The sequence below is a fragment of the Lacinutrix sp. YIN62 genome (genome assembly GCF_057219185.1).
Window position 1 is genome coordinate 1 of record NZ_JBXVVH010000028.1, and the last position, 26,253, is coordinate 26,253.

Genomic DNA, 26,253 nt, shown 5'->3' on the forward strand with positions numbered 1-26,253 from the left:
GAAGCTCTTAAAACAGCTTAGTCCTACAGGCGATGGATGGGATGGTACCTATAATGGTAGCCCAATGCCTAATAGTACGTATTGGTTCTCTATAGATTACAGAGAGCCTAGTACCAATGATAAGAAAATGTTTAAAGCACATTTTGCTTTAAAACGATAACGATGGCATTGTAAAAACTGAAAAGTTTACATAAAAAAACCAGAACATTTAATGTTCTGGTTTTTTTATGTAAATATGTCTCGTCTTTAAATAAGAGATAGTCTATACTTTAGAGGGTAAGGATTACCCGTTTATAGCTTCAACTGTATTTACTTTGTCTTTAAGCATTTCCTTAAGCATGTTTTCAATACCATTTTTTAAAGTAAATGTAGAAGAAGGGCAACCACTACAGGCGCCTTGTAAAATAACTTTTACTGTTTTGGTATTAGGGTCATAGGATTCAAATTGAATATTTCCGCCATCACTAGTTACAGCAGGTTTAACATATTCTTCTAAAATGTTTATTATTTCTTTTGAAATCTCATCAAGCGTTTCAAAAGGAGTAGTACTTTTTTTAGTGTTTTTTTCTATGGCTTCAGGAGTATTTGGAGATACTATTTCTTTTCCATTTTCAACAAAACCTCTAATAAACTCTCTAAGTTCATTCGTTATTTCGCTCCAATCTGCTATATCATATTTAGTAATAGAAACAAAATTTTTATCTAAAAAAACACTTTTTACAAAAGGGAAGTGGAATAATTCTGTTGCTAATGGTGAGGTTTGAGCAGAATCAATGGATGTAAATTCGTAAGAGGCCATTACCAATTTTTTATTAGCAACAAATTTTAAAACAGATGGGTTCGGAGTGCTTTCAGCATAAACAGTTACCGGTGTTTTTTTTGAAGCAAGGTCTTCTGTTATAACCTGGCCTCCATTGTTTAAATAAGATTCAATTTGTTCAGCGACATCAGTTTGAACTTCAGGCCATTCTACAATGTTAAAACGCTCTATAGCAACGAAATTACTAGAGATGTATATTTTTTTTACGAATGGTAAGTAAAACAATTGTTGAGCTAAAGGAGAAACTTTTGCTTCGTCTATATTATTGAATTCAAAACTTTGATGTTGAGTTATAAATTGGTTTAATTCGAATTTAATAATAGAATTATTAGAAGTTTCCTGGATAGAGATTTTAAACGGATTCATTATCTATTCTTTTTTTTGCAAAAATACTAAAAGAAAAGTTCAGATATTATATATTTGGGCTTTAATAAACGTTTCTATTTGTAGAAAAGTTTAGTATATGTGCTAAAACCTTTCTATATTGGGAGCTTTAATTTTTGTCTATATAATCGATTAGGAAAGAAGTTAATATGGTTTGACTTTGCGTATGATTTTTATGATAAAAAAATAATTAAGAAAGATTTAAATATAAATCTAGAAACGAATATTTACCTTGAAAAAGAAAATTTATGAGAATACAAAGGTTACTTATATTAGCAGTATCTGTACTATTTTACACTCAATTTGCTAAAGCGCAAGAAGGTCTTCCAATCTATTCGGATTATCTAACGGATAACTATTATTTAATTCACCCTTCTATGGCAGGAGTTGCCAATTGTTCAAAAGTGAGAATTACTGGTCGTCAACAATGGTTTGGAGACGATGAAGCCCCAAAGTTATTAACTGCGAGTATAAATGGTAGAATTGGAGAATCACAATCTGGTGTAGGGGGAATTTTGTATTCTGATAAAAATGGTTTCCACTCACAAACTGGGGCTTATTTAACGTATGCTCATCATATTTTATTTTCAAGAAGTGAAGTCGATTTAAATATGTTATCCTTTGGTTTAAGTGCAGGAGCAATTCAATATAAATTAGATGAGACTACATTCTTAGAAGGAGGTTTTGATCCCATAATATCGGGTATAGAGCAATCGGCAACTAATTTTAATGTAGACTTTGGTTTTTCTTATCATTTATACGATTTCTATGCACATGCTACGATAAAGAACTTATTAAAAAATGAAGGTGTTAATTTTAACGAGCAAGGCTTAAGTTTCGATAATTTGAGGACATATATTGTTTCTGTAGGTAATACATTTAGTAGGTATGATAGCGAGTGGAGTTTTGAACCTTCTGCTATGTTTGTATATAGAGATGCTACCGAAGAAGCTTTTTTTGATATAAATGCCAAAGCATATAAGGAAACTGATTTTGGTAAGTTATGGGGAGGATTATCTTATAGGAGAAGTTTGGATGGCGCAGAATTTATAGATGGCTCTGGTGTAAGTAGCCAAAAACTACAATATATCACACCTATTTTAGGTGTTAGTACAAATAATTTTATGTTTGCTTATACATATAGTTATCAATCTAACTCTGTAGTGTTTAATAACGGTGGTTTTCATCAAATAACACTCGGTTATAATTTTGGTTGTAGAAAAGAACATTATAGTTGTAACTGTCCAGCAGTTAACTAAAAATCTAAACATAGAAAAACAAAAGCGCCTCGATCTAGGAATCGAGGCGCTTTTGTTTTTTTAAGGATATAAAGTCTTTTTAAAACTTGATTTATAGTATAGCTATAAGCAAGCCTTTTAAAGACTAAAGAGCTCTCTGATTAAGGCGTATGTTTCTTATAGAAATGAAATCGATGGCATGATATTATTTAAGTTTTAGATAATGAGAAGCTCATCTAGAAATACCTTATTAAGAAAATTAAATTATTGTTTTTAATAATCAAAACATTTGTTTTCTATAAATTTTGATTATAGTGTTATTTTTTATAGATATTTGATTTTATTGTTAGGGTAGTAAACATTGATTTTATTTGTTACTAATAAAAAACCCTCCGCCCCTTAGTTATTATTCCGAATAAGGTTACGAGATTAATTTCTACCATTAAAATGAAAAAAACAATTTTATTAAGCACATTTATGGCAATTTCGATATTGTCTTCTGCGCAAGAACAAACAAATTATGAAATAACCTCTAGTGGAGGCGCTCCTTTAAATGGAGATAAGGAATCCTTGACAATAGGGAAAACAGGTCCAGTATTATTAGAAGATGTCCATTTAATAGAAAAGCTACAACACTTTAGTAGAGAGCGAATTCCAGAAAGAGTAATGCACCCAAGAGGAACAGGAGCTCAAGGATATTTTATTACAACGAAAAATATAAGTGCTATTACCAAAGCAAATATTTTTTCCGAAGTTAATAAGAAAACTCCTGTTTTAGTTCGTTTCTCTAGTGTTATTCACTCCAAAGGATCTCCAGAAACAGCAAGAGACCCCAGAGGGTTCTCTGTAAAGTTTTATACCGAAGAAGGAAACTGGGATTTAGTAGGAAATCATATCCCTACATTTTTTATTCGAGATGCTATTAAATTTCCAGATTTTACGCATGCGAATAAACCATCACCAATAACAAATCTACAAGATGAAAATCGTATTTTCGATTATTTTTCATTAACTCCAGAGGCCACACAAACATTAACATGGTTGTATTCAGATAATGGAACTCCTAAGTCATATAGAGAAATGGATGGGTTTGGAGTAAATACGTTTAAGTTTATAAACGATAAAGGCGATATATACTGGGTGAAATTCCATTTTAAATCTCTACAAGGGATAAAAAATCTTTCGGCAGAAGAAGTGACAGCGATTCAAGGAAAAGATTTTAATCATATGACAAGAGACTTATATGATAATATAGCCAAAGGAGATTTCCCTAAATGGGATTTAATGGTCAAAATAATTCCGAATAAGGATATTAATAAATTCGACTTTAATATTTTTGATGATACAAAACAATGGTTTGATGTCGAAGAATTTAAAGTTGGTACTTTAGTGTTAGATCGTATTCCACCAAACTTTTTTCAATATACAGAAAGTGCTGCTTTTGCACCCTCTAGAGTTGTTCCTGGAATAGGTTTTTCACCCGATAAAATGTTGCAAGGAAGAAATTTTTCTTATGCAGATGCACAAATGTATCGGTTAGGTAAAAACCACCAATTATTGCCAGCAAATAGACCTTTAACAACTGTAAATAACTATCATATTGATGGTGCTATGAATTTCGAAGAACGAACAGGTGATGTAAATTATTTCCCAAGTCATAAGAGTAAATTAACATCGACATTTAAGCCTGAAGATAAACGATTAATAGAAGGTTATATGGTAAGAGAAGAAATTCAAAGGCCAAGAGATTTTTACCAAGCAGGGATATTATACAGAGGGTATTCAAAACAAGAAAAGGAGAATCTTATAAACAATTGGGTTGGCGCTTTAACGAAAGTTAAAGATGAGAAAATTCAAGCTAGAATGGTGCGTTTTTTATATAAAGCCGATAAAGATTATGGAACGCGAGTAGGTAAAGGTTTAGGGTTGTCGAAAAAAATGTACACTAAATAATAGTTAAAGGTTAAATGGAAAATAGATATAAAAATTTAAGTAAAATAATTCTTTTCATAACCTTGTTAGGAATTCAAAATATAACGGCTCAAAATAAATTAACAGATCAACAAGAATTAGAAAAATCTTTTTTCTACGGTGCTAGAACTTCAGATATCCCTCTATTGGAAAAATTTATAGAATCTGGTGTAGATGTTAATTACCAAGGTGAAAATGGTTATACAGGATTAATGATAGCTGCATATAATGGACAAAAGGAGGCTGTTGCGTTTTTAGTATCTAAAGGCGCTAACCTTTGTTTAAAAGATAAAAGGGGAAATACCGCATTAATGGGAGCTATTGTTACTGCTGAAGATGATATAGCTAAAATGTTAATCGCTAAAGAACATTGTAGTGATGAAATAAATCAAAGAACAATGGAATATGCCATGCGTTTTAATAGAACAAAAATAAGTGCGTTATTGAAATCTAAAAAAAAGAAGAATTAGAAGGGATTTATCTCACCTAAAAACGTTGTATTCTAGGTAATAGAATAAATAACAATCTAAGGGTTATATTAAACCTTGAAAAGTATATTCTAACCTTATATAAAATAAAAGATAGAAACATTAAAACCTCAGAGTAAATTATTTGCTCTGAGGTTTTATTTGTTAAATTTTTCTGAGGATTATATTATAATACACGTGTTCTTTAAAAATGTTTTTATATAAAAAGCATAACGAGTAAAACCTATATATCAATGCGTAAATAGTATTGTTAAATGCGTGAAGGCACATTTTTAGCTGAAAATAAATAACATTTTTATAAAACGCTATTTTATTTTACCAGTTAAAGTATGTAAGTTTAACCTCAGGTAATTAATAAGAAATGAAAAACAAAACAGTATACATAATATTATGTTTTCTTTTTTTCCTCCCTTTGCAAGTCACAGCGCAGAATAATTTAGAGTCTCAGATAAAAAATAAGAAACCAGCTTTTAATGTAAGAGGTTTTGTAAGAGAATCTATTACATACAAGCCCATTGCAGATGTTAATATAGAGGTTAATGGAAGTGCTTATACGTTTTCCAACATGGCTGGAGAGTTTAAAATAAAAGTAAGAGAAGGGGATGAGTTAAGGATAAGCCATAAAGATTTTGAGACTATTTATTACACCATTAAAAGTAGGGAACAAATAACGGTAGATGTGCAACCGAGAAAAGAACGACTAGAAGTATATGCTTCTAAAGATAAGAGGAATAATTCGTTTAGTAGTTTAATAGATTCGGCAAAGAGTCACAAGAAAATATCTGCAGAGAAGAGTATTCGGTATATTACAGAAAGTATCTCTAAGAGTACTTCTGTAGCGCAAAATGCCAAAGCCTATGAGGTTTTAGCAGATGTATTTATGTATTGGGAACAATATGATTTAGCTGTTACAAATTATAGAATTAGTTTAAACAGTCTAATAACAGATAATGTAAAATTAAAACTAGCCAATGCTTTTAGTCAAAATAAAAATTATCAGGAAAGTTTAACACTTTATAATAATTTAAATAAAGATAAGCTTTCTAACGATCAGTTAGTTGAATTATATGAAGGATTAGGGAATGTTTATTTACAAACGCGAGAATTTAATAAGGCTATAGTTTCTTACAAAACAGGTCTAGAAATAGCAGAAAAACATTTAGATTCCTTAAAAGTGACTAATTTAAATTCTAAAATAGCAGAGGCTTATCATAAAAGTGGAGAGGTAAATGAAGCGGAATTGTATTATGATAATTCATTGAATCTTGCAGTTGAGCAGAGTAAAATAAGGGCAATAGAAGAAAAGTTAAAGGTCGCAGATTTTAATAATTCAAATCAGGATTTTGACAAAGAAATTAGACTTAGAAAAGAGTCTATTGAAGCTATAGAGGAAATTACAGTAGATGAAATAACTAATAGTGAAAGTCCGCTTACCGTACAAAAGCAGAATTATAAAATAGGGAGTGCTTATTATCAGAAAAAAGAATATAATGAAGCTATACCTTATTTGCAAAAGAGTATAGTAGAAGCAGATAAACGTGAAGATTTATTAGTTGAAAGAAATGCGAGGCGTAAAATTTCAGAAGTTTATAGAGATGCTGGTAATTATGTGAAAGCCCTTGAAGCTTATGAAGCCTATACCAAAGCAGTAGAAGCGTCTTATATAAGAAAAGAACAAGAAATTTATCAAGCAACACGATTCCATAAGCGGTTAGCTGAAAAGCAAAATCAAGTTACTTATTTAGAGATGACCAGAGAATTGGCACGAAACCAATATGATATATCTGCGCAAAAAGGTAAAACACAAAGGATAATTATTTATTCGTTAATAGGCGGTTTATTTTTGTTGCTCTTTATTGCGTACTTGATGTTTAAATTTATAAAACAGCAAAAACTAGCTAATAATTTATTGGCTTTAAAATCATTAAGGAGTCAGATGAACCCTCATTTTATTTTTAATGCTTTAAACTCTGTAAATAGTTTTATTGCCACGAATGATGAACGGAATGCAAATAAATACCTTTCAGATTTTTCAAAATTAATGAGAGCTGTATTAGAAAATAGTGAAAAAGATTTTATTCCTTTAACAAAAGAAATAGAATTAATAGCGCTATATACAAAATTGGAACATTTTAGATTTAAAGATAAATTTGATTATTCAATAACTGTAGATGATTGCATTGATGTTTCTGCTTTCCAAATCCCTCCAATGCTACTGCAACCATACATAGAAAACGCTGTTTGGCACGGTTTACGTTATAAAAAAGGGAAAGGCGAGTTAAGTGTTTCAATATTTGAAAAATCTGAAAAAGAAGTAAGAATAGTTATTTCAGATAATGGTGTGGGACGCAAGCAGTCAAAGGCATTAAAAACTGAAAATCAGCAAAAACAAAACTCAAAAGGGATGAGTAATATTAAGAGACGAGTTTCTATACTTAATGGTATGCACCAAGATAAAATAGCGATTTCTATTGATGATTTTGAGCCCGATAAAGAAGATGTTGGAACAAAAGTTATAGTAAGTATAAGGAAAGATTAAATAATAAAACCTCTAGACTTATATTTGTTTAAGAAAGTGAGTAATATAAAATACGAAAATCCTGTATTTTGTTTGTAATGCAAAACACGACTTGTGCTCTTTAGATAAAGGGAGAGCCTTTAATGTAGTAATAAAGAAATCTAATAACTAAATGAGATTAAAATCTATAATAGTAGAAGATGAAGAGACAAGTAGAGCAATACTTAAAAATTATTTAAAGAAGTATTGCCCAAATATTGAAGTTCTAGGTGAGGCTTCAAATGTAAATGATGCCTTGGAACTTATTAAAAAAGAAACATTGGATCTTGTTTTCTTAGATGTAGAAATGCCCTATGGTAATGCTTTCGACTTATTAGAAAAAGTAGATAATCGAACGTTTGAAATTATATTTGTTACTGCTTACGATCATTATGCAATAGAAGCTTTAAACGCTCATGCTTCTTATTATTTAATGAAACCTATTTCTATAGATGATTTGATTAAAGGAGTAAATTATGTGGCCGAAATAAAAGCAAAAGAAGATGCTTTGCAAGAGCAGGTTTTGGTGCCTAAGACGCGTAAAAATATAAAAGGAAAAATTACAGTTCCTCAGCAAGATGGTTTTGAAGTTTTAAATACAGCAGATATTTTGTTTTGTAAAGCAGATGATAATTATACAGAACTTTATTTGAATACGAATAAAAAAAAGGTTGTAAGTAAAACACTTAAATATTTTGAAGTAGCATTGGATGATTCTGGTTTTGCTCGTGTCCATAAAAGTTATTTAGTAAATGTAAACGAAGTAGTGAAATATGTAAAAGGTAAAGGTGGACACGTTGTTCTTAGTAACGGACAAGAAGTTATGGTTTCTGCTAATAAAAAAGCAGGGTTATTGGCTTACTTTAAATAATAACTTTTGTATAGTATATCTATTAATAAATAATAAAAAGAAATATGTCAATAATAAAATCTGTAAAAGGGAAATCACCAAAAATACCTAAAGGGTGTTATGTTGCAGAGAATGCTACTATTGTGGGAGATGTACAAATGGGTGAAGATTGTAGTGTTTGGTTTAATGCCGTATTACGAGGTGATGTACATTATATAAAGCTCGGAAACAAAGTAAACGTACAAGATGGAGCTGTAGTGCATTGTACTTACAAGAAACACCCTACATTAATTGGAAATAATGTATCAATTGGGCATAATGCAATAGTCCATGGATGCACAATAGAAGACAATGTATTAATTGGTATGGGGAGTATTGTTATGGATAACTGTGTTGTAGAAAGAAACAGTATAATAGCAGCTGGTGCAGTTGTTACTCAAAATACAATCGTTGAATCAGGAAGTATTTATGCTGGAGTTCCTGCAAAAAAAGTGAAAGATATCAGTAAGACTTTAATTAATGGAGAAATTAATAGAATCGCAGAAAATTATGTGGAATACTCTAGTTGGTATAGGTGAGAGAGTTTATTAATTGAAGTTGAAAAAGATTGTAACGATTAATAGTACTTCTATTACGATTTTTAAAAGGAAGAACATTAATCATCACAAAGAAATGAGATAGTGTCAAATCGTTGATGAATCTAGTGTTTCGTTTTAATTACTGTAATTAAATCATCTACAGTTTTTAGTTTATTGATAGCTTTAGAATTGAGGAAAGTGTTTAATTTATTATTGTTTAGCTTAAGAATAATAGGATATTCTAGTGTTACGTTTGGGTATTTTACTTCAAATTCATCGATATGCGAAAACTCCATATCAATATTACTGTTTTTTCTAAATTTTTCCCAGGTTTTATTTTCTGAAAAAGTATCAAAAGTAATTGCACAAAGGTTACAGGCATAGGTTTCTGGGTTGAATAATTTGTGTGCAATATCCATAACCATATTGCCTAATCCTGAATTTGCATTATATATAAATAGAAGTTTACTCATACATCTTTAGTAGCAATAGTCTATAAAAACTTACTTGAAGTTTTTTTTTATAAAAACAATCCTAGAATGAGTCTGGTTATTAGGATAAAAGGATTTTAAAAGTCTAAGTGATTAACATGAGCACTGTTACCTAATAAGGATTTTATAACATTTAAATTATCTGAATTACTAAAAAAATGATGTTGCGGACACGAATTTTTAATGTTTAGTAATGCGTGTTGTGCTAATATAAGTTTGGTTTGTCTGGCCACAGCTTCACCAGAATCGACAATCTTTATATGTTTAGGTAATAATTTTAAAAGTTGTGGGGTAAGATAGGGGTAGTGTGTACACCCTAAAACGAGATAATCGATATTAGCATCAAGCATGGGTTGAATATAGCGTTCTAGCAGGGTATTCATTTCCGCACTATCTATTTTACCAATCTCAATTAATGGAACGATCCCTTCTCCAACACGCTCAATAATTGTAATGCCATTGGAATATAAATCTGTGGTTTTATGAAATAAATGACTAGAAAGTGTCCCTTTCGTTGCTAAAATACCTATTGTTCCTGTTTGAGTTTGTAAAGCAGCAGGTTTTATGGCAGGTTCAATACCTATAAACGGAATGTTAGGGTATTGTTTCCGTAATATTTTAATAGCATTAGTTGTGGCTGTATTACAGGCTATAACTATAAGCTTACAATCTTTTTTTAAAAGTAGTTTTGTGTTTTTAATGCTAAGGCTAATAATTTTATCTTCGCCTTTGGGACCATAAGGTGCATTTTTACTATCGGCTAGATATATGGTGTCTTCATTTGGTAGAAGTTTGTGAATTTCTTTCCATATTGAAGTACCTCCAACACCAGAGTCAAATATACCGATAGGATTTTTATTCATAATTATTAAGCGATGCTATAAATAAAAAAAGCCGCCTTGATGAAGGCGGCTTTTAAATTTGTCTATTAGAAGAAACCTAATTCTTTTTTTACGTCTTCAAGTAAATTTTTACCTTCTGCCATAATTACGCCTCCACCTTGAGTAGAGTCCAATACGTATTGAAATCCTTGCGCTTTAGCAACTTTTAATATTGCTGCTTTAGCTTTTTCTGTAATAGGCTTTAATAATTCTAATTCTTTCTTTTGTAAATCTTGTTGTGCTTGTGCTTGGTATTGACGGATACTTTGCTCCATACCTTGTACTTCTGCAACACGTTTTCTGTTTTCTTCATCAGTTTGTGAAGCTGCTTGAGAATCGTAAAGTTTCATTTTATCTTGAAGCTCCTTTGCAGATGCTTGAATATCTGTTTCGTATGTTTTTCCTAATTTCTCCATTTCAAGTTGAGCTGCTTTCATCTCTGGCATGGATTGAATTAATTCAGTAGTATTGATATGTGCAATTTTATCCTGTGCGTTTGTAAGAGTAGTTGCTCCAATAAACAATGCTGCTGCAATTAATAACTTTTTTAATCGTTTCATTTTTAATAGTATTTGTTTGTATAAATATTAATAGTTAGTCTTAGTTGTCATTATCTGGTTCGTTAGCTTTTTCTTGTGCTTCTTTTTTCTTATTGCGTTCTTCTAATGCTTTTTTCTTTTTTTCTTCCAAGGCCTTTTTACGAGCTGCTCTATCTGCTAACTTCTTTTGTTTGCGTTCTTCTAAAATCTCTTCTCTTGTTTTAGGTTGTTTAGCTTCGCTGTCATTAGTTTCAACGTTGTTATCGTCTTCTGAGGTTGAAGTTGTGCTTTCATTTGCTTTAGCTCTTTTTTCAGCCGCCGCTTTTTTCTTAGCTTCTCTAGCTTCTAAGGTTGCTTTTCTACGCGCTTCTACTAATTTGGCTCTAGCCGCTTTTTTTTCTTCAGCCGCTTTTGCTCTTTCGTCTTTAGCTTCATTAACTTCTACAGTGAGATCTTCATTCTTTGCTGCTTTTTTCTCCGCTTTAGATTTTAATTGTTTACGTTTTGAAGCACGTGTTATCGTTCTTAATACTTGTTCACTCATATCAAAACGCTCTGCCGAATACAGCATTACAACGTCTGCGGATTTATCAAAAACAAAATCGTATTTTTTAGCTTTTGCAATGTCTTGTACGGCTTGGAATATCTGGTCTTGTATTGGTTGCATCAATTGCTTTTTTTGTACCATTAAATCACCAGCTGGTCCAAATCGTTTTTGTTGGTATTCTAATATTTCCTTTTTTTCAAAAGATAAATCTTCTTCGCGTTCTGCTATAAGTTCCTTTGTTAAAAGTGCTTTTTCATTATCAAGCTCTTTATGCTTTTGTTCTATACTACTTAGTTTCGTTTCTATTTCTCCCTTCCATTTTTGAACTTTCGATTCTAATTGTGTCGTAGCTTCAGTGTATTCAGGAACATTTTGTAAAATGTACTCTGTATCTATATAGCCTATTCTAACACCTCTCTGTGCTTGAATTGATAAGCTTGATATAGATACTATAGCTAATAAAAAAAGAACTTTTAATTTCATCTGTTTTAATATTTTAATATTTATAACTTATAAACTCGAAATTAGACAGATGATTGTTTTGATTCTGTTTTATTTTGAATTAATAGTTTAAAAATAATAAATTTTAATCTCAAACTATTAATTCTTTAATCAAATCCTCAAGCTGTACATTGAAAATATCGTGCCAAAAATAAAAATTAAAAGAACCAGATCATATTAATTAAAGGATTAATTACACGCTTCGGATTTTCTTTTTAGAATTGTTGACCAATTATGAAGTGTGTTTCCCAACCGTTTTTAACTGTTTGACCAGGAAGTGCGTCAAAGCCATGGCCAAAATCAATACCTAATAAACCAAAGGCAGGCATAAATATTCTAACACCAAGTCCTGCAGACCTATTTATGTTAAAGGGATCGTAGTCTTTAAACTCATCATAGGCCCCACCAGCTTCCATAAATCCTAATGCATAGATCTTAGCTGTTTGCTTTAGAGTAATTGGATAGCGCAATTCTAATGAAAACTTGTTGTAGATACTACCCCCATCTTGACTAGAAAGTGACTGATTTGGGTAGCCACGAAGTGCAATCGTTTCTCTGCCGTCTAGACTGTAACTTCCTAACCCATCACCTCCTAAAAAGAAACGCTCAAAAGGAATCACTCCTCTATCTTGATTATAGGCACCTAAGAAACCAAATTCGATACTAGATTTAAATACAAATTTATCAACCAATTTAGTATACCAGTCTCCTTTAAATTTGATTTTGTAAAATTCTAACGTTTTAAAACGCTCTTGGTCTATTTCAGCAATTCTATCAGAGGCATTATTTCTTTCGAATAAAGAATTATTTATATCATCTACAATGGCTTGGTTTTCATCTCGATCTTCCTTTAATGACTTGTAGTCTACACCATTAAATAGGGAGTAAGGTAAAGATAGTTTTGCTGAGATGTTAAAGCTAGAGCCTCTAACAGGGAAAATCGGGTCGTTTGCTGTATTATTACGACCTAAGCCTATAGTGTAGGATAAGTTATTAGAATATCCATCTCCAAAAGTGAATAATCCCGTGTTGTAATTTTTTAAATTATAGTGTTGAAAACTAACGGCTTGAGACAATACAAAATAATCATCAGGAACAGATAGGCGTTTTGCCAAACCAAAAGTAATTCCTGTAATGTTAAAACGTCTGTCTTTATCAGCATCTCCAGTTTGTGAATCAAATAAAAATTGTTTTGTTTGAGATATAGAGGTTGAAAACTGTACCGGTTTCTTGCCTCCTAACCAAGGCTCAGAGAAAGAAAAGCTGTACGTCTGGTAAAAACGACTCGCTTGTAACCTTAATGCTAATTTTTGGCCATCTCCAGAGGGAATTGGTTTATAGGCTTCTTTTTTAAAGATGTCTTTTATTGAAAAATTGTTAAATGATAAACCTAATGTTCCTATAAATCCACCACCGCCATAGCCACCTTGCAATTCTATTTGACTAGATCCAGATTCAACAAGACCATATTCAATATCGATAGATCCTTCTTCTGGATTTGGGTTTTTAAATTGCGGATTGATCTGCGCTGCATCAAAGAAACCAAGTTGACTTAATTCCCTTACAGTTCTCACTACATTTGCCTTACTATATAATTCTCCTGGACGCGTTCTTAATTCTCTGTAAATAACGTGATCATTAGTTTTTTCATTTCCTACAACTGAAATTTTATTAAAGTAGACAGGTTTTCCTTCTACTATTCTTATTTCCATATCGATAACGTTTCCGTCTGCATTTACTTCAACAGGGTTTATTGTAGAAAAAAGATAGCCGTTATCTTGGTATAGATTGGTGATATTCTCACCATCTGGTCTTGTGTTATCTTCAATTCTTTTTGCTAAAAGCACACCATTATAAGTGTCTCCTTTTTCAATTTTTAAAAGGCGTCTTAATGTTGCATCAGAATAAACAGTGTTACCAATAAAAGTAATATTCCCAAACGTGTATTTGGCACCTTCTTCTATGCCAATTTTTAAGTTAACAGTACCATCGTTATTTTTAATTAAAGAATCAGAGATGACACGGGCATCTCTATAACCACTTTCTTTATATTCATCTATTAGTGATATTAAATCTTCTTTATAGTTTGCTTCTATAAACTTTGAGCGTTTGAATAAATTGAAAAAGTTTTTCTCCTTGGTATTTTTCATTGCTTTTTTAAGTTTTTTATCACTTAAAACAGCGTTGCCATCGAAAGCGATGTCCTTTATTTTAACTTTTTCTCCTTTGTCTATGGCTACAACCATATTTACTCTCGGCTTTTTTATAGAGTCTTGTAATTCAATGGTGTTTATATTAACTTTTGTATTTAAAAAACCATCCTTTTTATATTTATTTTGAAGAAAGTTTTTGGTTGTTGTAATTAAGTTTTCTGTAACTTTTACACCTTGATTTAATTTATTTTCTTTTAAAATATCTTCTTTCTTTCTTTTTTTTACTCCTGTAATCTTAACGTCATTTAGTTCTGGCAAGTCAGAGAGTCTTATTTCTAAATAGGCATTATTGCCCTCTATTTTTGTTAAGTAAATTTCTATATCACTAAAGAGGTTAGATTTCCATAATTTTTTAATAGCATTGCTAATTTCATCTCCTGGGATTAATATCTTGTTTCCTTTTCTTAATCCAGAGTATGTAATAATGGTTTGTTCACTAAAACTAGTGTTCCCTTTTACAGTAATTTCTGCAATAGTATATTTTTCACCGCTTGTTAAGGGAAGTTCTTGTGCTTGCGTTATAAAGCTACTAATAGTAAATACTAAAATTAGTGCGTATTTTAAAGATGTTTTCAATAGTAATTGTTTAGCTAATTTGTTCACTTGTTTTCCCAAACCTTCGTTCTCTTTTTTGATATTCAATAATAGCATCACACAGGTGTTGCTTTTTAAAATCTGGCCAAAGTATAGGTGTAAAGTATAGTTCGGCGTAGGCTATTTGCCATAGTAAAAAGTTGCTTATACGTTGTTCTCCACTAGTTCTAATTAGTAAATCTACGTCAGGCAAACTTTGCGTGTAAAGATGCTCATTAATAATCGATTCATCAATGTTTTCGGGAGAAATTATATTATTTTTAACTTTAATACTTATTTCTTTCACGGTATTTAACAATTCTTCTCTAGAGCCATAACTTAGTGCTAAAGTTAAAGTCATTCTCTTGTTTTTTTTCGTGCTTTCTATAACTTCATTTAACTCTCGAAATACCTTTTTTGGTAACGATTTTAAGTTGCCAATGGCCTTAAGTTTAATGTCTTTATCTTTAAGTGTTTTAATTTCTTTTTTTAATGAAGAAACTAATAGCTTCATTAGCGTATCTACTTCTAATTTGGGGCGATTCCAATTTTCTGTAGAAAAAGCGTAGAGCGTTAAGTTTTCAATGCCTAATTGCGCACAAGCTTCTACAGTATCTCGTACGGATTTTGTTCCGTTTTCATGGCCAAATGCACGAAGCATTCCTTTTTGTTTTGCCCAACGCCCATTGCCATCCATGATTATGGCTATATGTTTTGGCAGTTGTTTTGTATTTATGTTTGTTAGATCCACTTTAGTAATTGCAATAACAGGGATTTCTCCCAAAGGTATAGGTTAATGTGATTCCTGAGAATGTATACCAGTCATTATTATTTGTATTTCCGAAACTAAGCGCTTCTATGTTAGCTTTAGTGTCTGGTACACTACCATCGATTTCGTCTGTAAAGGTATATCTTGCTCCAATTTCCAATGCTAGGATGAAATTACTTGAAATAGTGGTTTTGTAGCCTAGCGCCATAGGAATACCATAGGCTAAACTTGTTGTGTCTTCAGATTGTAATTCTCCATTTGAGAAAAAGAAATTATCATGTTTTGCAACACTAATCCCTGTATAAAGATACGGAGTAGAAGCGCTCTTGCCTTTATGTAGATCGAAATCAAAAAAAGTGAATTCCATCCCCGCAGAAAGTTCTATAATTTTATTTTTGAACTCGTAACCTCTAACGATTCTACTAGGGTCGTCTGAATTTCTATCAATACCTTCTAGTTCAGTGAAGAGTAAAGAAACTCTATACGAGTGTCTAGGGCTTCTATTCCATTTGTAAAGTCCTCCTATGGCTAACTGTTTGGGCGCTATGTATTTGGTGTCGCCAACATCTCCAATAAAATTGCTCCCACCTAAAAACACACCTAATTCATGTATTTGTGCATAGTTAATTTGAGTGCCTAAAAATGTTATTAATAAAATGGTTAAGTACCTCATAGATTGTCAAAAGTTTGCAAATATAATAAATAAGATTAGCCTATAATAATTTGAATCAAATAGTTATAGTTTAAAAACAGTTTTTAGATTGATTTATTGTTTAATTACGCTTATCTTCTCCCCAAAGTAACTTTTTACGAAGTGTGTCTAGGAAGCTTTCATTGTTGAGTTCTATCATATTAATAGTGAAATCTGCTTTTTTTACGGTAATTATAGTATCATTTGCTAAAGTTGCAATTCGAGAATCTAATGAAACCAAATAGTTGTCTTCTCGACCACTCACTTTTAATTGTATTACAGTGGAATCTTCAATAACTAAAGGTCTTGCACTAAGATTATGAGGGGCGATAGGCGTTAAAACAAAGCTTGTTGCATCTGGAGTGATTACAGGACCGCCGCAACTTAAAGAATACCCAGTAGAACCAGTTGGAGAAGAAATGATGAGCCCATCACTCCAGTAAGAGGTTAGGTATTCTCCATTCAAGCGCGTTTCAACTGTAATCATAGAAGTGGTATTTTTTCTGCTTACAGCAATTTCGTTTAAGGCGAAATTTAATTCTTTAATGTCCTTGTTTTCTGGAGATGTTTCTATAGATAATAATGAGCGCTTGGATAAAGTGTAATCTTTGTCTATTATTTGTTGAATCGCTTTTTCAATAGCATTATGTTGTATGGTGGCTAAAAAACCTAACCTTCCCGTGTTTATCCCAACAATAGGGATGTTTAAATCTTTTACAAAAGTGATGGCTCTTAAAATGGTGCCATCTCCTCCAATGCTAATTAATAGGTCAAAAGATGCATCTAACTTTGAAAAGGCTTTTATCCTGGCGTTGTTTTTTAAAGTTGAATCTAAGGTTTTTAAAAAATCAGCTTCAATAAAAATAGCTGTTTTCTTTGAGAGTAGTATCTTAATTAATGTCTCAAATGATTCTTGAGATTTGCTTTTGTAATATTGACTATAAATGGCAACCTTCATAAACTACATATTTAGGTATTTGTTTAAATAGTCTGAGCGTTCTTTGAGACTCTCTAAGTAACTGTCTCCTTCATGACCAGAAATAATGTTGTAGCTATAGCGTCTAAACGTTTGCATAATGTCATTTAAGCTAGTGTTTCCTATTTTTAAAGTTATTTGAGTTACATCATTTTCAATTTTAGAAATAAATGCCCCTAGTAGCTTTCCGTTGTTAGATTCAATAATTTGACTAACTTCACTAAAAGAGTAATCTAATAACCCTTTTTCAATAATTAAAATAGCTCCTTTTTCAGAAAAGAAAGGCGTTTCATTAAATAAGCTCATTACATCATTGAGTTCGTAATAGCCTAAGTAAATGTTCTTGGAGTTTAAAATAGGCATTATGTTTGTCGCACTTTGAGTAAAGGCCTCTAATACATCTAGCCAATTACTTTCTTGACGCACAAAAAAGCCTTCTACAGCATAACTACAATCTTTAATTTGTTTATCGCTTTCAAAACAATGCGCATCAGTTTCAGAAAGACAGCCTATATAAATGCCTTCTGCATTTTTAATAGGAATATGAGAATATGTTAATTGAGTGAATAACAATTGAAGATCCCTCACACTATCTGTATTAGTAAGAGGAGTTATGTCATTTATTATAAGTTCCGAAAGATTCATTGCTTCTATAATTTAGAATTATGCAAATTAATTAAAAAATAGTACAATACCGCTGTTCTACTTTGTATTTTTGCTAGTAAATACAGGGAAAATGACAAAGTTAAGTGTAAATATAAACAAGATAGCGACTTTAAGAAACTCAAGAGGTGGGAATACACCAAATGTAATAAAATTTGCTAGTGATGTGCAAGGTTTTGGAGCAGAGGGAATAACAATACATCCTAGACCAGACGAGCGTCATATTCGCTACCAAGATGCATATGATTTAAAACCTGTTGTACATACAGAGTATAATATAGAAGGGAACCCGAATGAAAAATTCGTAAATATGGTCTTAGATATAACACCAACACAAGTAACACTGGTTCCCGATGCGATAGATGCATTAACGAGTAATGCTGGTTGGGATACCATAAAGCATAAGTCGTTTTTGAAGACTGTTGTCGCTGAATTTCAAAGCAAAGGTATAAGGACTTCAATATTTGTAGATCCCGATCTTAAGCAAATAGAAGGGGCTAAAAATACAGGAGCAGATAGAATTGAATTATATACAGAAGCTTTTGCTAAAGAATATGCTTTAGGTAATGAAAAAGCAATAAAACCATATGCAGATTGTGCTATACTAGCTAATGATATCGGATTGGGAGTGAATGCAGGACACGATTTGTCTTTAGATAATATCCAGTTTTTTAAAAATAATATATCTAATTTATTAGAAGTTTCTATAGGGCATGCCTTAATTTCTGAAAGCTTGTATTTAGGGATTGAAAATGTTGTAGGAATGTATTTAAATAAATTGAAATAATCTTTGGTGTAGTATAATGTACTTGACTAAGTAAAATAGCATTTTAGCTTGATTTATGAGTGATCATATTTAAATAATTTAAAAACGTAATTCGCAAATGAAATTACATTCTAATATTTTAGGAAAAGGAAAACCGTTTATAATTCTTCATGGGTTTCTTGGTATGAGTGATAACTGGAAAACACTAGGACGAAAATTTGCAGAGAATGAGTTTGAAGTGCACTTAGTAGATCAACGTAATCATGGCCGTAGTTTTCATAATGCAGAATTTAATTATGAAGTCTTAGTGAAAGATTTAAAACATTATTGTGATGAACATAAATTAGAGAATATTGTTTTGCTTGGGCATTCTATGGGAGGAAAAACAGCGATGTTATTTGCTACGGAATATCCCGAATTGGTTTCAAAATTAATGGTTGCAGATATTTCACCGCGTTTTTATCCGATACATCATGATGCAATTCTTAATGGATTAAAAGCATTAGATTTTAATAGTATAAAGAGTAGATCTAAAGCCGATGAGAACTTGTCTAATTATGTGTCAGATTATGGAACCAGGCAATTTTTACTTAAGAATCTTTATTGGGTAGAAAAAGGGCAGTTAGGATTACGTATTAACTTAGATGTATTAGTCGATAATGTTAGTGAAGTTGGAGAGGCCTTGCCAGTACATTCTAAATACGAAGGGAGTGTTTTATTTTTAAAAGGTGATAGAAGTGAATATATAGGTGTTCAAGATGAGGGTATTATAAAATCACATTTTCCAAAAGCTAATCTTGAAATTATAAAAAATGCAGGACATTGGTTACATGCCGAAAATCCAGTCGATTTTTATGCAACAGTGGTTGCCTTCCTACATTAGAGTATGCCAACGTATAAGCATGAATTTTTAAAAATAAACTTCTTTTTTTTGTATATAATTATTATTAAAACCCTTTTTGTCTAAACTTACAAACTCTTAGGTAAGTTTTATTAGGTTTTATATAGAATATCAAATATGATGACCTTAAAACATTCAGCCATAAAGTAATTTAAATCGCAAATAGATTTTAATCTATTTGTGATGTAGATCAAAAGGATCTTAAGTCTATTTGATTTTTAAATGGAAAGTAGAAATCTACTGAATAGCTTTATAGTATCTAATATCGCTATAGTGAATTCATTAGTTTTGCGAATGCTTATTGCTTTTTTTAATTGGCTGCTATATAATGTATTGTCTCTCCGTTATTTAACGTTTCCTTAAGTAATATTAACAAAGCTTTATCTTAATTAGTTCGGTCTGTTCCGAACTGATTAATAATTTTGCGCTCTAAAATTATTTAGAGTATGGAACTTTGTTCAGAAGAAAAGAAAAAGTTAGTAGAACAGGTTGGGTTACATTTAGAGCAAAGCCATAAACTGCCTCCGTTGGCTTCACGTATTTACGCTATTATGATTTTATCAAATCATAACGGATTTTCATTTGATGAATTAATGGATATTACTAAGGCTAGTAAAAGTACAGTGTCTACAAGTGTAAATTTATTACTACAACTAAATTATATCGAGTTTTATACAAAGCCAGGAGATCGTAAACGCTATTTTAAAGGGACTGGAGATTACTTAATAGGGGTTTTAAAAGGGTACTATCAAGTTGTTGAGAAGCAACTTAGTATGGCTAAAAGTATTATTGGATTCAATAAAAAAAATAATCCAGAACGATTTATTTCTAATAAATCTGTAGGTGTTTTTTTTCAAGAATACCTCGAAAGTCAGAAAGAGAATTTAGCAAGTACAATTCAAAAAATGCAAGAATTTCAAGAAAAATCAAAAGATCAGTAAACTATTATTTATGAATAAAATAAAAATAATATCACGATCCATTATGCTGTTAGCTATTTTTATGGCTTCCTGTGGATATGATAGTGAAGAGGTAACTCCAAATAAGGCTTTGAACAAATACAAGCCGTTTCCTGTAATCACCTTGCCTACACAAACAGTTACGGGGTATTCTACATACCCTGCAAGTATTGAAGGGCTTATAAATAGTGAAATACGCGCAAAAATTTCAGGATATATTAAAGAGGTTTTTGTAGATGAAGGGCAGCGTGTGAAAAAAGGACAAACTTTATTTCAGTTGGAAACATATACATTAAATGAAGATGCTTCGGCAGCTAAAGCCAATGTGTATGCTGCGCAAGTTGAGGTAGATAAGTTAAAACCACTGGTAGAAAAAAAAATTATTAGTACTGTGCAATTAGAAGCCGCTAAAGCAAAACTACAACAAGCACAAAGTAGTTATAATAGTATTTTGGCAAATATAAGCTACGGTGTGATAAAAAGCCCTATTGATGGATTTGTCGGAGAGATTAGACTAAGAAAAGGAGCTTTGGTAAGTCCAACAAGTCAAACACCATTAACAACAGTCTCTCAAGTAAATCAAGTTTATGCATTCTTTTCTTTTAATGAAAAAGAATATTTAGATTTTATAGAAAATACCGAAGGAGAAACCATGCAAGAAAAAATTAAAAACTTTCCGAAAGTGAAATTAACGCTTGCAAATGGTAGTGTGTATAAATATGAAGGAGTAATAGAAACGATTAACTCTCAGGTTGACGTGAATACCGGAACGATTAGCTTTCGAGCTGTTTTTGAGAATCCATATAGACTCTTAACTAATGGTAATAGTGGCGTAATACGAGTGCCAAAAGTCTATTCAGATGCTGTAGTTGTACCGCAAGAGTCAACTTACGAACAACAAGGGAGTACATATGTATATACTGTTGGGAACGATAGTGTGCTTGTGGCTTCTAAAATAGAAGTAGAAGCAGAAGTTGAAAACCTATATGTTGTAAAACATGGGGTAAATAAAGGCGTTAATATTGTTGGAACGGGTTTGAATAAGCTAAAAGCGAAGATGAAAATTAGTCCCAGAAAAATCCCTTTTGATAGTATCGCGAAACCGATTGAAAAGACTTTTAGGTAATACTTTTAATTAATAATATTATGTTAAAACTATTTATAAACCGCCCCGTATTATCAACAGTAATTTCTATTATTATTGTGATTTTGGGTGTTCTTGGACTAACAACGCTACCGATTACTCAATATCCTGATATTGCGCCACCTACAGTTCAAGTGACCGCAAGTTATCCTGGGGCAAATGCAGAAACGGTACTAGAAAGTGTTATTATCCCTATTGAAGAGCAAATTAATGGGGTAGAAGGGATGACATATATCACTTCTACAGCAAATAATAATGGCTCGGCAGATATTACCGTGTTTTTTGAACAAGATGTAGACCCGGATATTGCAGCGGTAAACGTACAAAATCGTGTTTCTAGAGCTAACTCATCATTGCCTCAAGCTGTTTTGCAAACAGGAGTGACAACTCAGAAACAGCAGACGAGTGCATTGATGTTTCTTTCGTTTTATAGTGAAAATGAAGATTACGACGATACATTCATTCAAAATTATTTAAAAATAAATATTATTCCAGAGATCCAGCGTGTAAACGGTGTGGGAAATGTAAGTGTTTTTGGAGAAAAAGATTATGCTATGCGTATTTGGTTACAGCCAGATCAACTGGCAGCCTACAATTTAATACCTTCAGACATTACAGACGTATTAAATGAGCAAAGCTTAGAAGCAGCAGCAGGGTCTTTAGGTGAAAATGACGGTGAAGCATTTACATATACAATTAAATATAAAGGCCGATTTAAAACCGAAAAACAATATTCCGATATTGTTATTAAAGCACTGGGTAATGGGCAGTTTTTGAGGCTTTCAGATGTTGCAGATATAGAACTTGGAGCTCAGGGCTATTCTAATGCTTCAACGACCTATGGGAATGAGGCTGTAGTAATGGGGATTTACCAAACTAAAGGGTCTAACGCTCAAGAGATAATTAGTCAAATTAAAGTGAAGTTGGAGGAGGCAAAAACGCGTCTTCCAGAAGGAATTAAGATTTTTGTTCCATATGATACAAATCAATTTTTAGAGGCTTCTATTACTAAAGTGGTGCATACTCTTATTGAAGCATTTATTCTTGTCTTTCTTGTGGTGTTTATTTTTTTACAAGACTTTAGGTCTACTCTAATTCCTGCGATTGCAGTTCCAGTCTCAATTATAGGAACATTTTTCTTTCTTAATCTATTTGGATACTCTATTAATTTATTAACATTATTCGCATTAGTACTTGCTATTGGTATTGTAGTAGATGATGCCATTGTTGTTGTAGAAGCTGTTCATGCAAAAATAGATGAAAATGGAGAGGATTCTAAAAGTGCTACTCTGGAAGCAATGAGCGAAATTTCTGGAGCAATTATATCTATTACTTTAGTTTTAGCAGCGGTATTCATTCCTGTAACATTTATTACTGGACCTACAGGTGTTTTTTATGAGCAATTTGGAATTACTTTGGTTGTTGCCATTTTTATTTCTGCTGTAAATGCCTTGACGTTGAGTCCTGTTTTGTGTGTTTTGTTTCTTAAAAAAGAAGAAAAAGAAACTGAAGACGGGAGAAAGAGAAATCTTATGCAGCGTTTCTTTGTTGTTTTTAACAAAGGCTTTAATGCTATGATTGTAAAATACGGTAAATCTATTCGTTTTTTATACAAAAACAAATGGGTTACAGGACTCATTTTATTGGCCGCTGTTTGTGGAATAATTTATTCGAATTCGGTAGTGAAAAAAGGATTTGTACCCAATGAAGATCAAGGGATTATTTTTATAAATGTAGAACTTCCTGCGGGCTCATCTATAGATAGAACGCATAAAGTTAATCAAAAAGTATACCAACAGGTTAGTAAAATAGCAGGGGTTGAAGGGGTGTCAATTATTGATGGTAGAAGTATTATTAACGGTTCAGGAGCTAATTATGGTTTTGGAATTGTTAAGTTAGATAATTGGGAGGATAGAGCAGAGGATTCTCTTTCTATAACCTCTATAACAAAAAAAATGTTCGGTTTAGCTGCGCAAATTCCAGAGGCAAAAATTATTTTCTTTGGGAGACCTAGTATTCCAGGGTTTGGAAATTCTACCGGTGTAGAAGTTAATTTACTAGATCAATCTAGTGGGAGTTTTATTGAGCTCGATCGGGTAAATAAAGAATTTGTAGCACAATTATCACAACGTCCTGAATTTTTATACGCACAATCTTCTTTTAATACAGATTATCCGCAATATGAATTAGAAGTAAATGTGCCATTAGCTAAAGAAAAAGGCGTTTCTGTTACCAGTATTTTTTCAACCTTACAAGGATATATTGGAAGTATTTTTGCTACAGATTTTTCTCGTTTTGGAAAGCAATTTAAAGTTTATGTTCAAGCATTGCCTGAAGACCGTAGCGATTTAGAATCACTTAATAGTATTTATGTTCGTACAGCTGAAGGGACAATGACTCCTATTACGACATTTATTAGCTTAAATAGAGTTTATGGGCCGCAATCTGTAACACGATTTAATCTATTAAATTCAACAAAAATAACAGCAGCAATTAATCCTGGGTTTAGTACAGGGGACGGTATTGCAGCAGTAAACGAAGTGGCCGAAAGCTTGCCTGCAAATTTTACTACAGCTTATTCTGGCTTAACGCGAGAAGAGGTTAATGCTGGTAGCCAAACGACAACCATTTTTATTCTTTCTCTTGTGTTTATTTATTTTTTACTCGCCGCTCAGTATGAGAGTTATCTCATTCCGTTTTCGGTCTTATTATCATTGCCATTAGGTGTTTTTGGAGCGTATATTACAACCCAGTTTACTGGACTTGAAAACAATATTTATTTTCAAATAGCACTCATAATGTTATTAGGTTTATTAGCTAAAAATGCCATTTTAATTGTAGAGTTCGCAATACAACGTAGAAAAAAGGGAGCCTCTATCGTAGAAGCAGCTATTCATGGAGCTGAAGCAAGATTACGTCCTATATTAATGACCTCTTTTGCTTTTATTTTAGGATTAATGCCGTTGGTGTTGGCTAATGGTGTAGGAGCTATTGGAAATAGGTCTATTGGTACTGGAGCCGTAGGAGGACTCCTTATAGGAACGATTCTAGGAGTGTTTGTTATTCCAATCCTGTTTATATTGTTTCAGTGGTTACAAGAAAAAATTACAGGAGCTCCAATAAATGAGGCAGCAGAAATAATTGAAAAAGAATAAGTAATGAACATATTAAAAATTATAAAGCAGATTTTTATTTCAAGTTCGGCGTTGTTATTTGTGTCTTGTTTTACGGCAAAAGAATATACACGCCCAGAAAAAGAAATCGTTACCGTAGAGTATTATCGAACCGATAAGTTACCACAAGACAGTCTGTCTTTGGCTACAATATCGTATAAAGAGTTGTTTACAGACCCTCAGCTTCAATTATATATAGAAGAAGGCTTGCAGGAGAATATAGATATACGTATTGCAATCCAGCAGATCCTTATTTCTGAAGCTTTTTTAAAGAAAGGAAAAGCAGGGTATTTGCCAACTATAAATGGGTTGGCTCAATATTCACATTCAGAATTGTCTGAAAATAGTCAATTTGGATCACAATTCAATAAACTAGACCAATATGAATTGAGTGGTAACCTCTCTTGGGAGGCAGATGTTTGGGGGAAAATAAAGAGTAATGAACGGGCTGCCCAGGCTTCGTATTTGCAAACGGTTGCAGCTCATAATGCAGTAAAAAGTAAGTTAGTGGCTAATATCGCTTCTATATACTATCAATTATTATCTCTTGATGAGCAAATACAAGTCACTAATGAAACTATTATTAATAGAGAAGGGAGTCTGGAAACCACTATAGCACTTAAAGAAGCAGGAAATGTAAATGAAGTTGGTGTTAAGCAAACAGAAGCTCAGTTGTACACTGCAAAATCCATTCTTATAGACTTGAAAAATAAAGTGCGATTATTAGAAAATAGTCTGTCTGTGTTATTAGGAAGAGATGTACAGGGAATTTCAAGAGGGAAATTGGAAGATCAAGATATGATAACGATATTAAAAACGGGAGTCCCTATGCAATTGCTTGAAAATAGGCCAGACGTAATGGTGTCTGAATATGGACTAATGAATGCCTTTCAGTTAACAAATGTAGCGCATAGCAGGTTGTATCCTTCGCTTACATTATCGGCTAATGTTGGGTTGCAAAGTTTAGATTTTGATGATTTCTTTAGTTCTAGTTCACTCTTTTCAACATTAGTAGGTGGGCTTACGCAGCCTATTTTAAATGGCAGAAAAATACGCACAGAATATGAGGTTGCCAAAGCGCAACAAGAGCAAGCAAAATTGAGGTTTAGGCAAACCTTATTGCAAGCAGGGAAAGAAGTTTCAGATGCATTATATGCTTATCAAACGGCAACAGATAAAATGGAAGTAAAAGAAAAAGAATATGCTGCTTATATTTTAGCGTTGAACTATTCTGAAGAGCTTTTAGAAAATGGACTTGTAAATTATTTGGAGGTATTAAGGGCACGAGAGAATAGTCTTAATACGAGTTTAGATATTATTGCTACCCGAAATGATCAGTTACAAGCGGTTGTAGAATTGTATAAGTCTCTTGGTGGCGGATGGCGGTAGTATTTTAAGTTGTACTTAAAGAGCGGTCTTAAGTATTACAAAAATAGTACTTCTATCTAGAAAAAATAAAATGCTGCTTGTATAATTTTATGGCAGTATCTCATAAACTGTGTAAGTTTAAAAATCTCGGGGTTTAATTCACCCTCGAGATTTTTTTATTTATTAACTTTAACACATTTATGAAACCAGAA

At 32.1% G+C, this 26,253-nt stretch carries 23 protein-coding genes; 13 read left to right on the forward strand and 10 right to left on the reverse strand.

All coding sequences use genetic code 11. The annotated features are described in order from the left end of the window. On the forward strand, positions 1–160 hold a 160-nt coding region (locus AC2D8I_RS14735), incomplete at its 5' end, for a T9SS type B sorting domain-containing protein (protein ID WP_484706824.1). A 123-nt stretch (positions 161–283) separates the two neighbouring features. On the opposite strand, the gene AC2D8I_RS14740 is transcribed toward AC2D8I_RS14735, so the two are convergent. Further along, the gene (locus AC2D8I_RS14740; protein WP_484706799.1) at positions 284–1,186 is read right to left on the reverse strand and encodes a NifU family protein; all 903 of its coding nucleotides are present in this window, start codon (positions 1,184–1,186) and stop codon (positions 284–286) included. Positions 1,187–1,452: 266 nt separating this feature from the next. Here AC2D8I_RS14740 and AC2D8I_RS14745 point away from each other — a divergent pair, with 266 nt between their 5' ends. The 6 genes from AC2D8I_RS14745 (at position 1,453) to AC2D8I_RS14770 (ending at position 8,886) form a co-directional block, all read left to right on the forward strand. Next, positions 1,453–2,463 (forward strand): PorP/SprF family type IX secretion system membrane protein, encoded by a 1,011-nt coding sequence (locus AC2D8I_RS14745; RefSeq protein WP_484706800.1) that lies wholly within the window; start codon positions 1,453–1,455, stop codon positions 2,461–2,463. A gap of 426 nt (positions 2,464–2,889) precedes the next feature. Continuing rightward, positions 2,890–4,395, forward strand: a complete 1,506-nt coding sequence (locus AC2D8I_RS14750) for a catalase (RefSeq protein ID WP_484706802.1) — start codon at positions 2,890–2,892, stop codon at positions 4,393–4,395. Between the two features lie 14 nt (positions 4,396–4,409). Then, positions 4,410–4,883, forward strand: coding sequence for an ankyrin repeat domain-containing protein (locus tag AC2D8I_RS14755; protein ID WP_484706803.1), 474 nt, complete (start codon positions 4,410–4,412; stop codon positions 4,881–4,883). 379 nt (positions 4,884–5,262) lie between these two features. Next, a complete protein-coding gene (locus AC2D8I_RS14760) occupies positions 5,263–7,440 on the forward strand; it encodes a tetratricopeptide repeat-containing sensor histidine kinase (protein ID WP_484706804.1) in 2,178 nt (725 codons plus the stop codon). 151 nt (positions 7,441–7,591) lie between these two features. After that, positions 7,592–8,329 carry a LytR/AlgR family response regulator transcription factor gene (locus tag AC2D8I_RS14765; RefSeq protein WP_484706805.1) on the forward strand — a complete coding sequence of 246 codons (738 nt, stop codon included), beginning with the start codon at positions 7,592–7,594 and terminating at the stop codon, positions 8,327–8,329. A gap of 44 nt (positions 8,330–8,373) precedes the next feature. Continuing rightward, entirely contained in the window at positions 8,374–8,886 is a 513-nt protein-coding gene (locus AC2D8I_RS14770) for a gamma carbonic anhydrase family protein (protein WP_484706806.1), read from the forward strand. Positions 8,887–9,008: 122 nt separating this feature from the next. Here the strand turns inward: AC2D8I_RS14770 and AC2D8I_RS14775 are convergent, their stop codons facing one another. The 9 genes from AC2D8I_RS14775 to AC2D8I_RS14815 form a co-directional block, all read right to left on the reverse strand. Beyond that, positions 9,009–9,359 (reverse strand): GTPase, encoded by a 351-nt coding sequence (locus AC2D8I_RS14775; RefSeq protein WP_484706808.1) that lies wholly within the window; start codon positions 9,357–9,359, stop codon positions 9,009–9,011. A 95-nt stretch (positions 9,360–9,454) separates the two neighbouring features. Further along, entirely contained in the window at positions 9,455–10,240 is a 786-nt protein-coding gene (gene murI, locus AC2D8I_RS14780; protein ID WP_484706810.1) for a glutamate racemase, read from the reverse strand. 65 nt (positions 10,241–10,305) lie between these two features. Beyond that, complete coding sequence (locus AC2D8I_RS14785) at positions 10,306–10,818, reverse strand: OmpH/Skp family outer membrane protein (protein ID WP_484706811.1); 513 nt, start codon at positions 10,816–10,818, stop codon at positions 10,306–10,308. A gap of 40 nt (positions 10,819–10,858) precedes the next feature. Next, positions 10,859–11,827, reverse strand: coding sequence for an OmpH/Skp family outer membrane protein (locus AC2D8I_RS14790; RefSeq protein ID WP_484706812.1), 969 nt, complete (start codon positions 11,825–11,827; stop codon positions 10,859–10,861). 233 nt (positions 11,828–12,060) lie between these two features. Next, positions 12,061–14,709 (reverse strand): outer membrane protein assembly factor BamA, encoded by a 2,649-nt coding sequence (gene bamA, locus AC2D8I_RS14795; protein WP_484706813.1) that lies wholly within the window; start codon positions 14,707–14,709, stop codon positions 12,061–12,063. Further along, entirely contained in the window at positions 14,645–15,328 is a 684-nt protein-coding gene (uppS, locus tag AC2D8I_RS14800) for an undecaprenyl pyrophosphate synthase (RefSeq protein WP_484706827.1), read from the reverse strand. Before uppS ends, bamA begins: the two co-directional genes overlap by 65 nt. A 55-nt stretch (positions 15,329–15,383) precedes the next feature. Continuing rightward, positions 15,384–16,073 (reverse strand): type IX secretion system protein PorG, encoded by a 690-nt coding sequence (gene porG, locus AC2D8I_RS14805; protein WP_484706814.1) that lies wholly within the window; start codon positions 16,071–16,073, stop codon positions 15,384–15,386. Positions 16,074–16,173: 100 nt separating this feature from the next. Further along, positions 16,174–17,049 (reverse strand): NAD kinase, encoded by an 876-nt coding sequence (locus AC2D8I_RS14810; RefSeq protein ID WP_484706815.1) that lies wholly within the window; start codon positions 17,047–17,049, stop codon positions 16,174–16,176. Between the two features lie 3 nt (positions 17,050–17,052). Then, positions 17,053–17,712: a CBS domain-containing protein gene (locus AC2D8I_RS14815; RefSeq protein ID WP_484706816.1), complete on the reverse strand. Its 660-nt coding sequence runs from the start codon at positions 17,710–17,712 to the stop codon at positions 17,053–17,055. Between the two features lie 91 nt (positions 17,713–17,803). On the opposite strand from AC2D8I_RS14815, the gene AC2D8I_RS14820 reads away from it, so the two are divergent. From AC2D8I_RS14820 to AC2D8I_RS14845, 6 genes are all read left to right on the forward strand, one after another. Next, entirely contained in the window at positions 17,804–18,517 is a 714-nt protein-coding gene (locus AC2D8I_RS14820; protein WP_484706817.1) for a pyridoxine 5'-phosphate synthase, read from the forward strand. A 97-nt stretch (positions 18,518–18,614) separates the two neighbouring features. Further along, positions 18,615–19,379, forward strand: coding sequence for an alpha/beta fold hydrolase (locus tag AC2D8I_RS14825; protein ID WP_484706818.1), 765 nt, complete (start codon positions 18,615–18,617; stop codon positions 19,377–19,379). 464 nt (positions 19,380–19,843) lie between these two features. Further along, positions 19,844–20,338 carry a GbsR/MarR family transcriptional regulator gene (locus AC2D8I_RS14830; protein ID WP_484706819.1) on the forward strand — a complete coding sequence of 165 codons (495 nt, stop codon included), beginning with the start codon at positions 19,844–19,846 and terminating at the stop codon, positions 20,336–20,338. Positions 20,339–20,348: 10 nt separating this feature from the next. Further along, positions 20,349–21,482, forward strand: coding sequence for an efflux RND transporter periplasmic adaptor subunit (locus tag AC2D8I_RS14835; protein WP_484706821.1), 1,134 nt, complete (start codon positions 20,349–20,351; stop codon positions 21,480–21,482). A 20-nt stretch (positions 21,483–21,502) separates the two neighbouring features. Beyond that, complete coding sequence (locus AC2D8I_RS14840) at positions 21,503–24,655, forward strand: efflux RND transporter permease subunit (protein ID WP_484706822.1); 3,153 nt, start codon at positions 21,503–21,505, stop codon at positions 24,653–24,655. Between the two features lie 3 nt (positions 24,656–24,658). Then, a complete protein-coding gene (locus tag AC2D8I_RS14845) occupies positions 24,659–26,062 on the forward strand; it encodes an efflux transporter outer membrane subunit (RefSeq protein ID WP_484706823.1) in 1,404 nt (467 codons plus the stop codon). Positions 26,063–26,253: the final 191 nt, after the last annotated feature.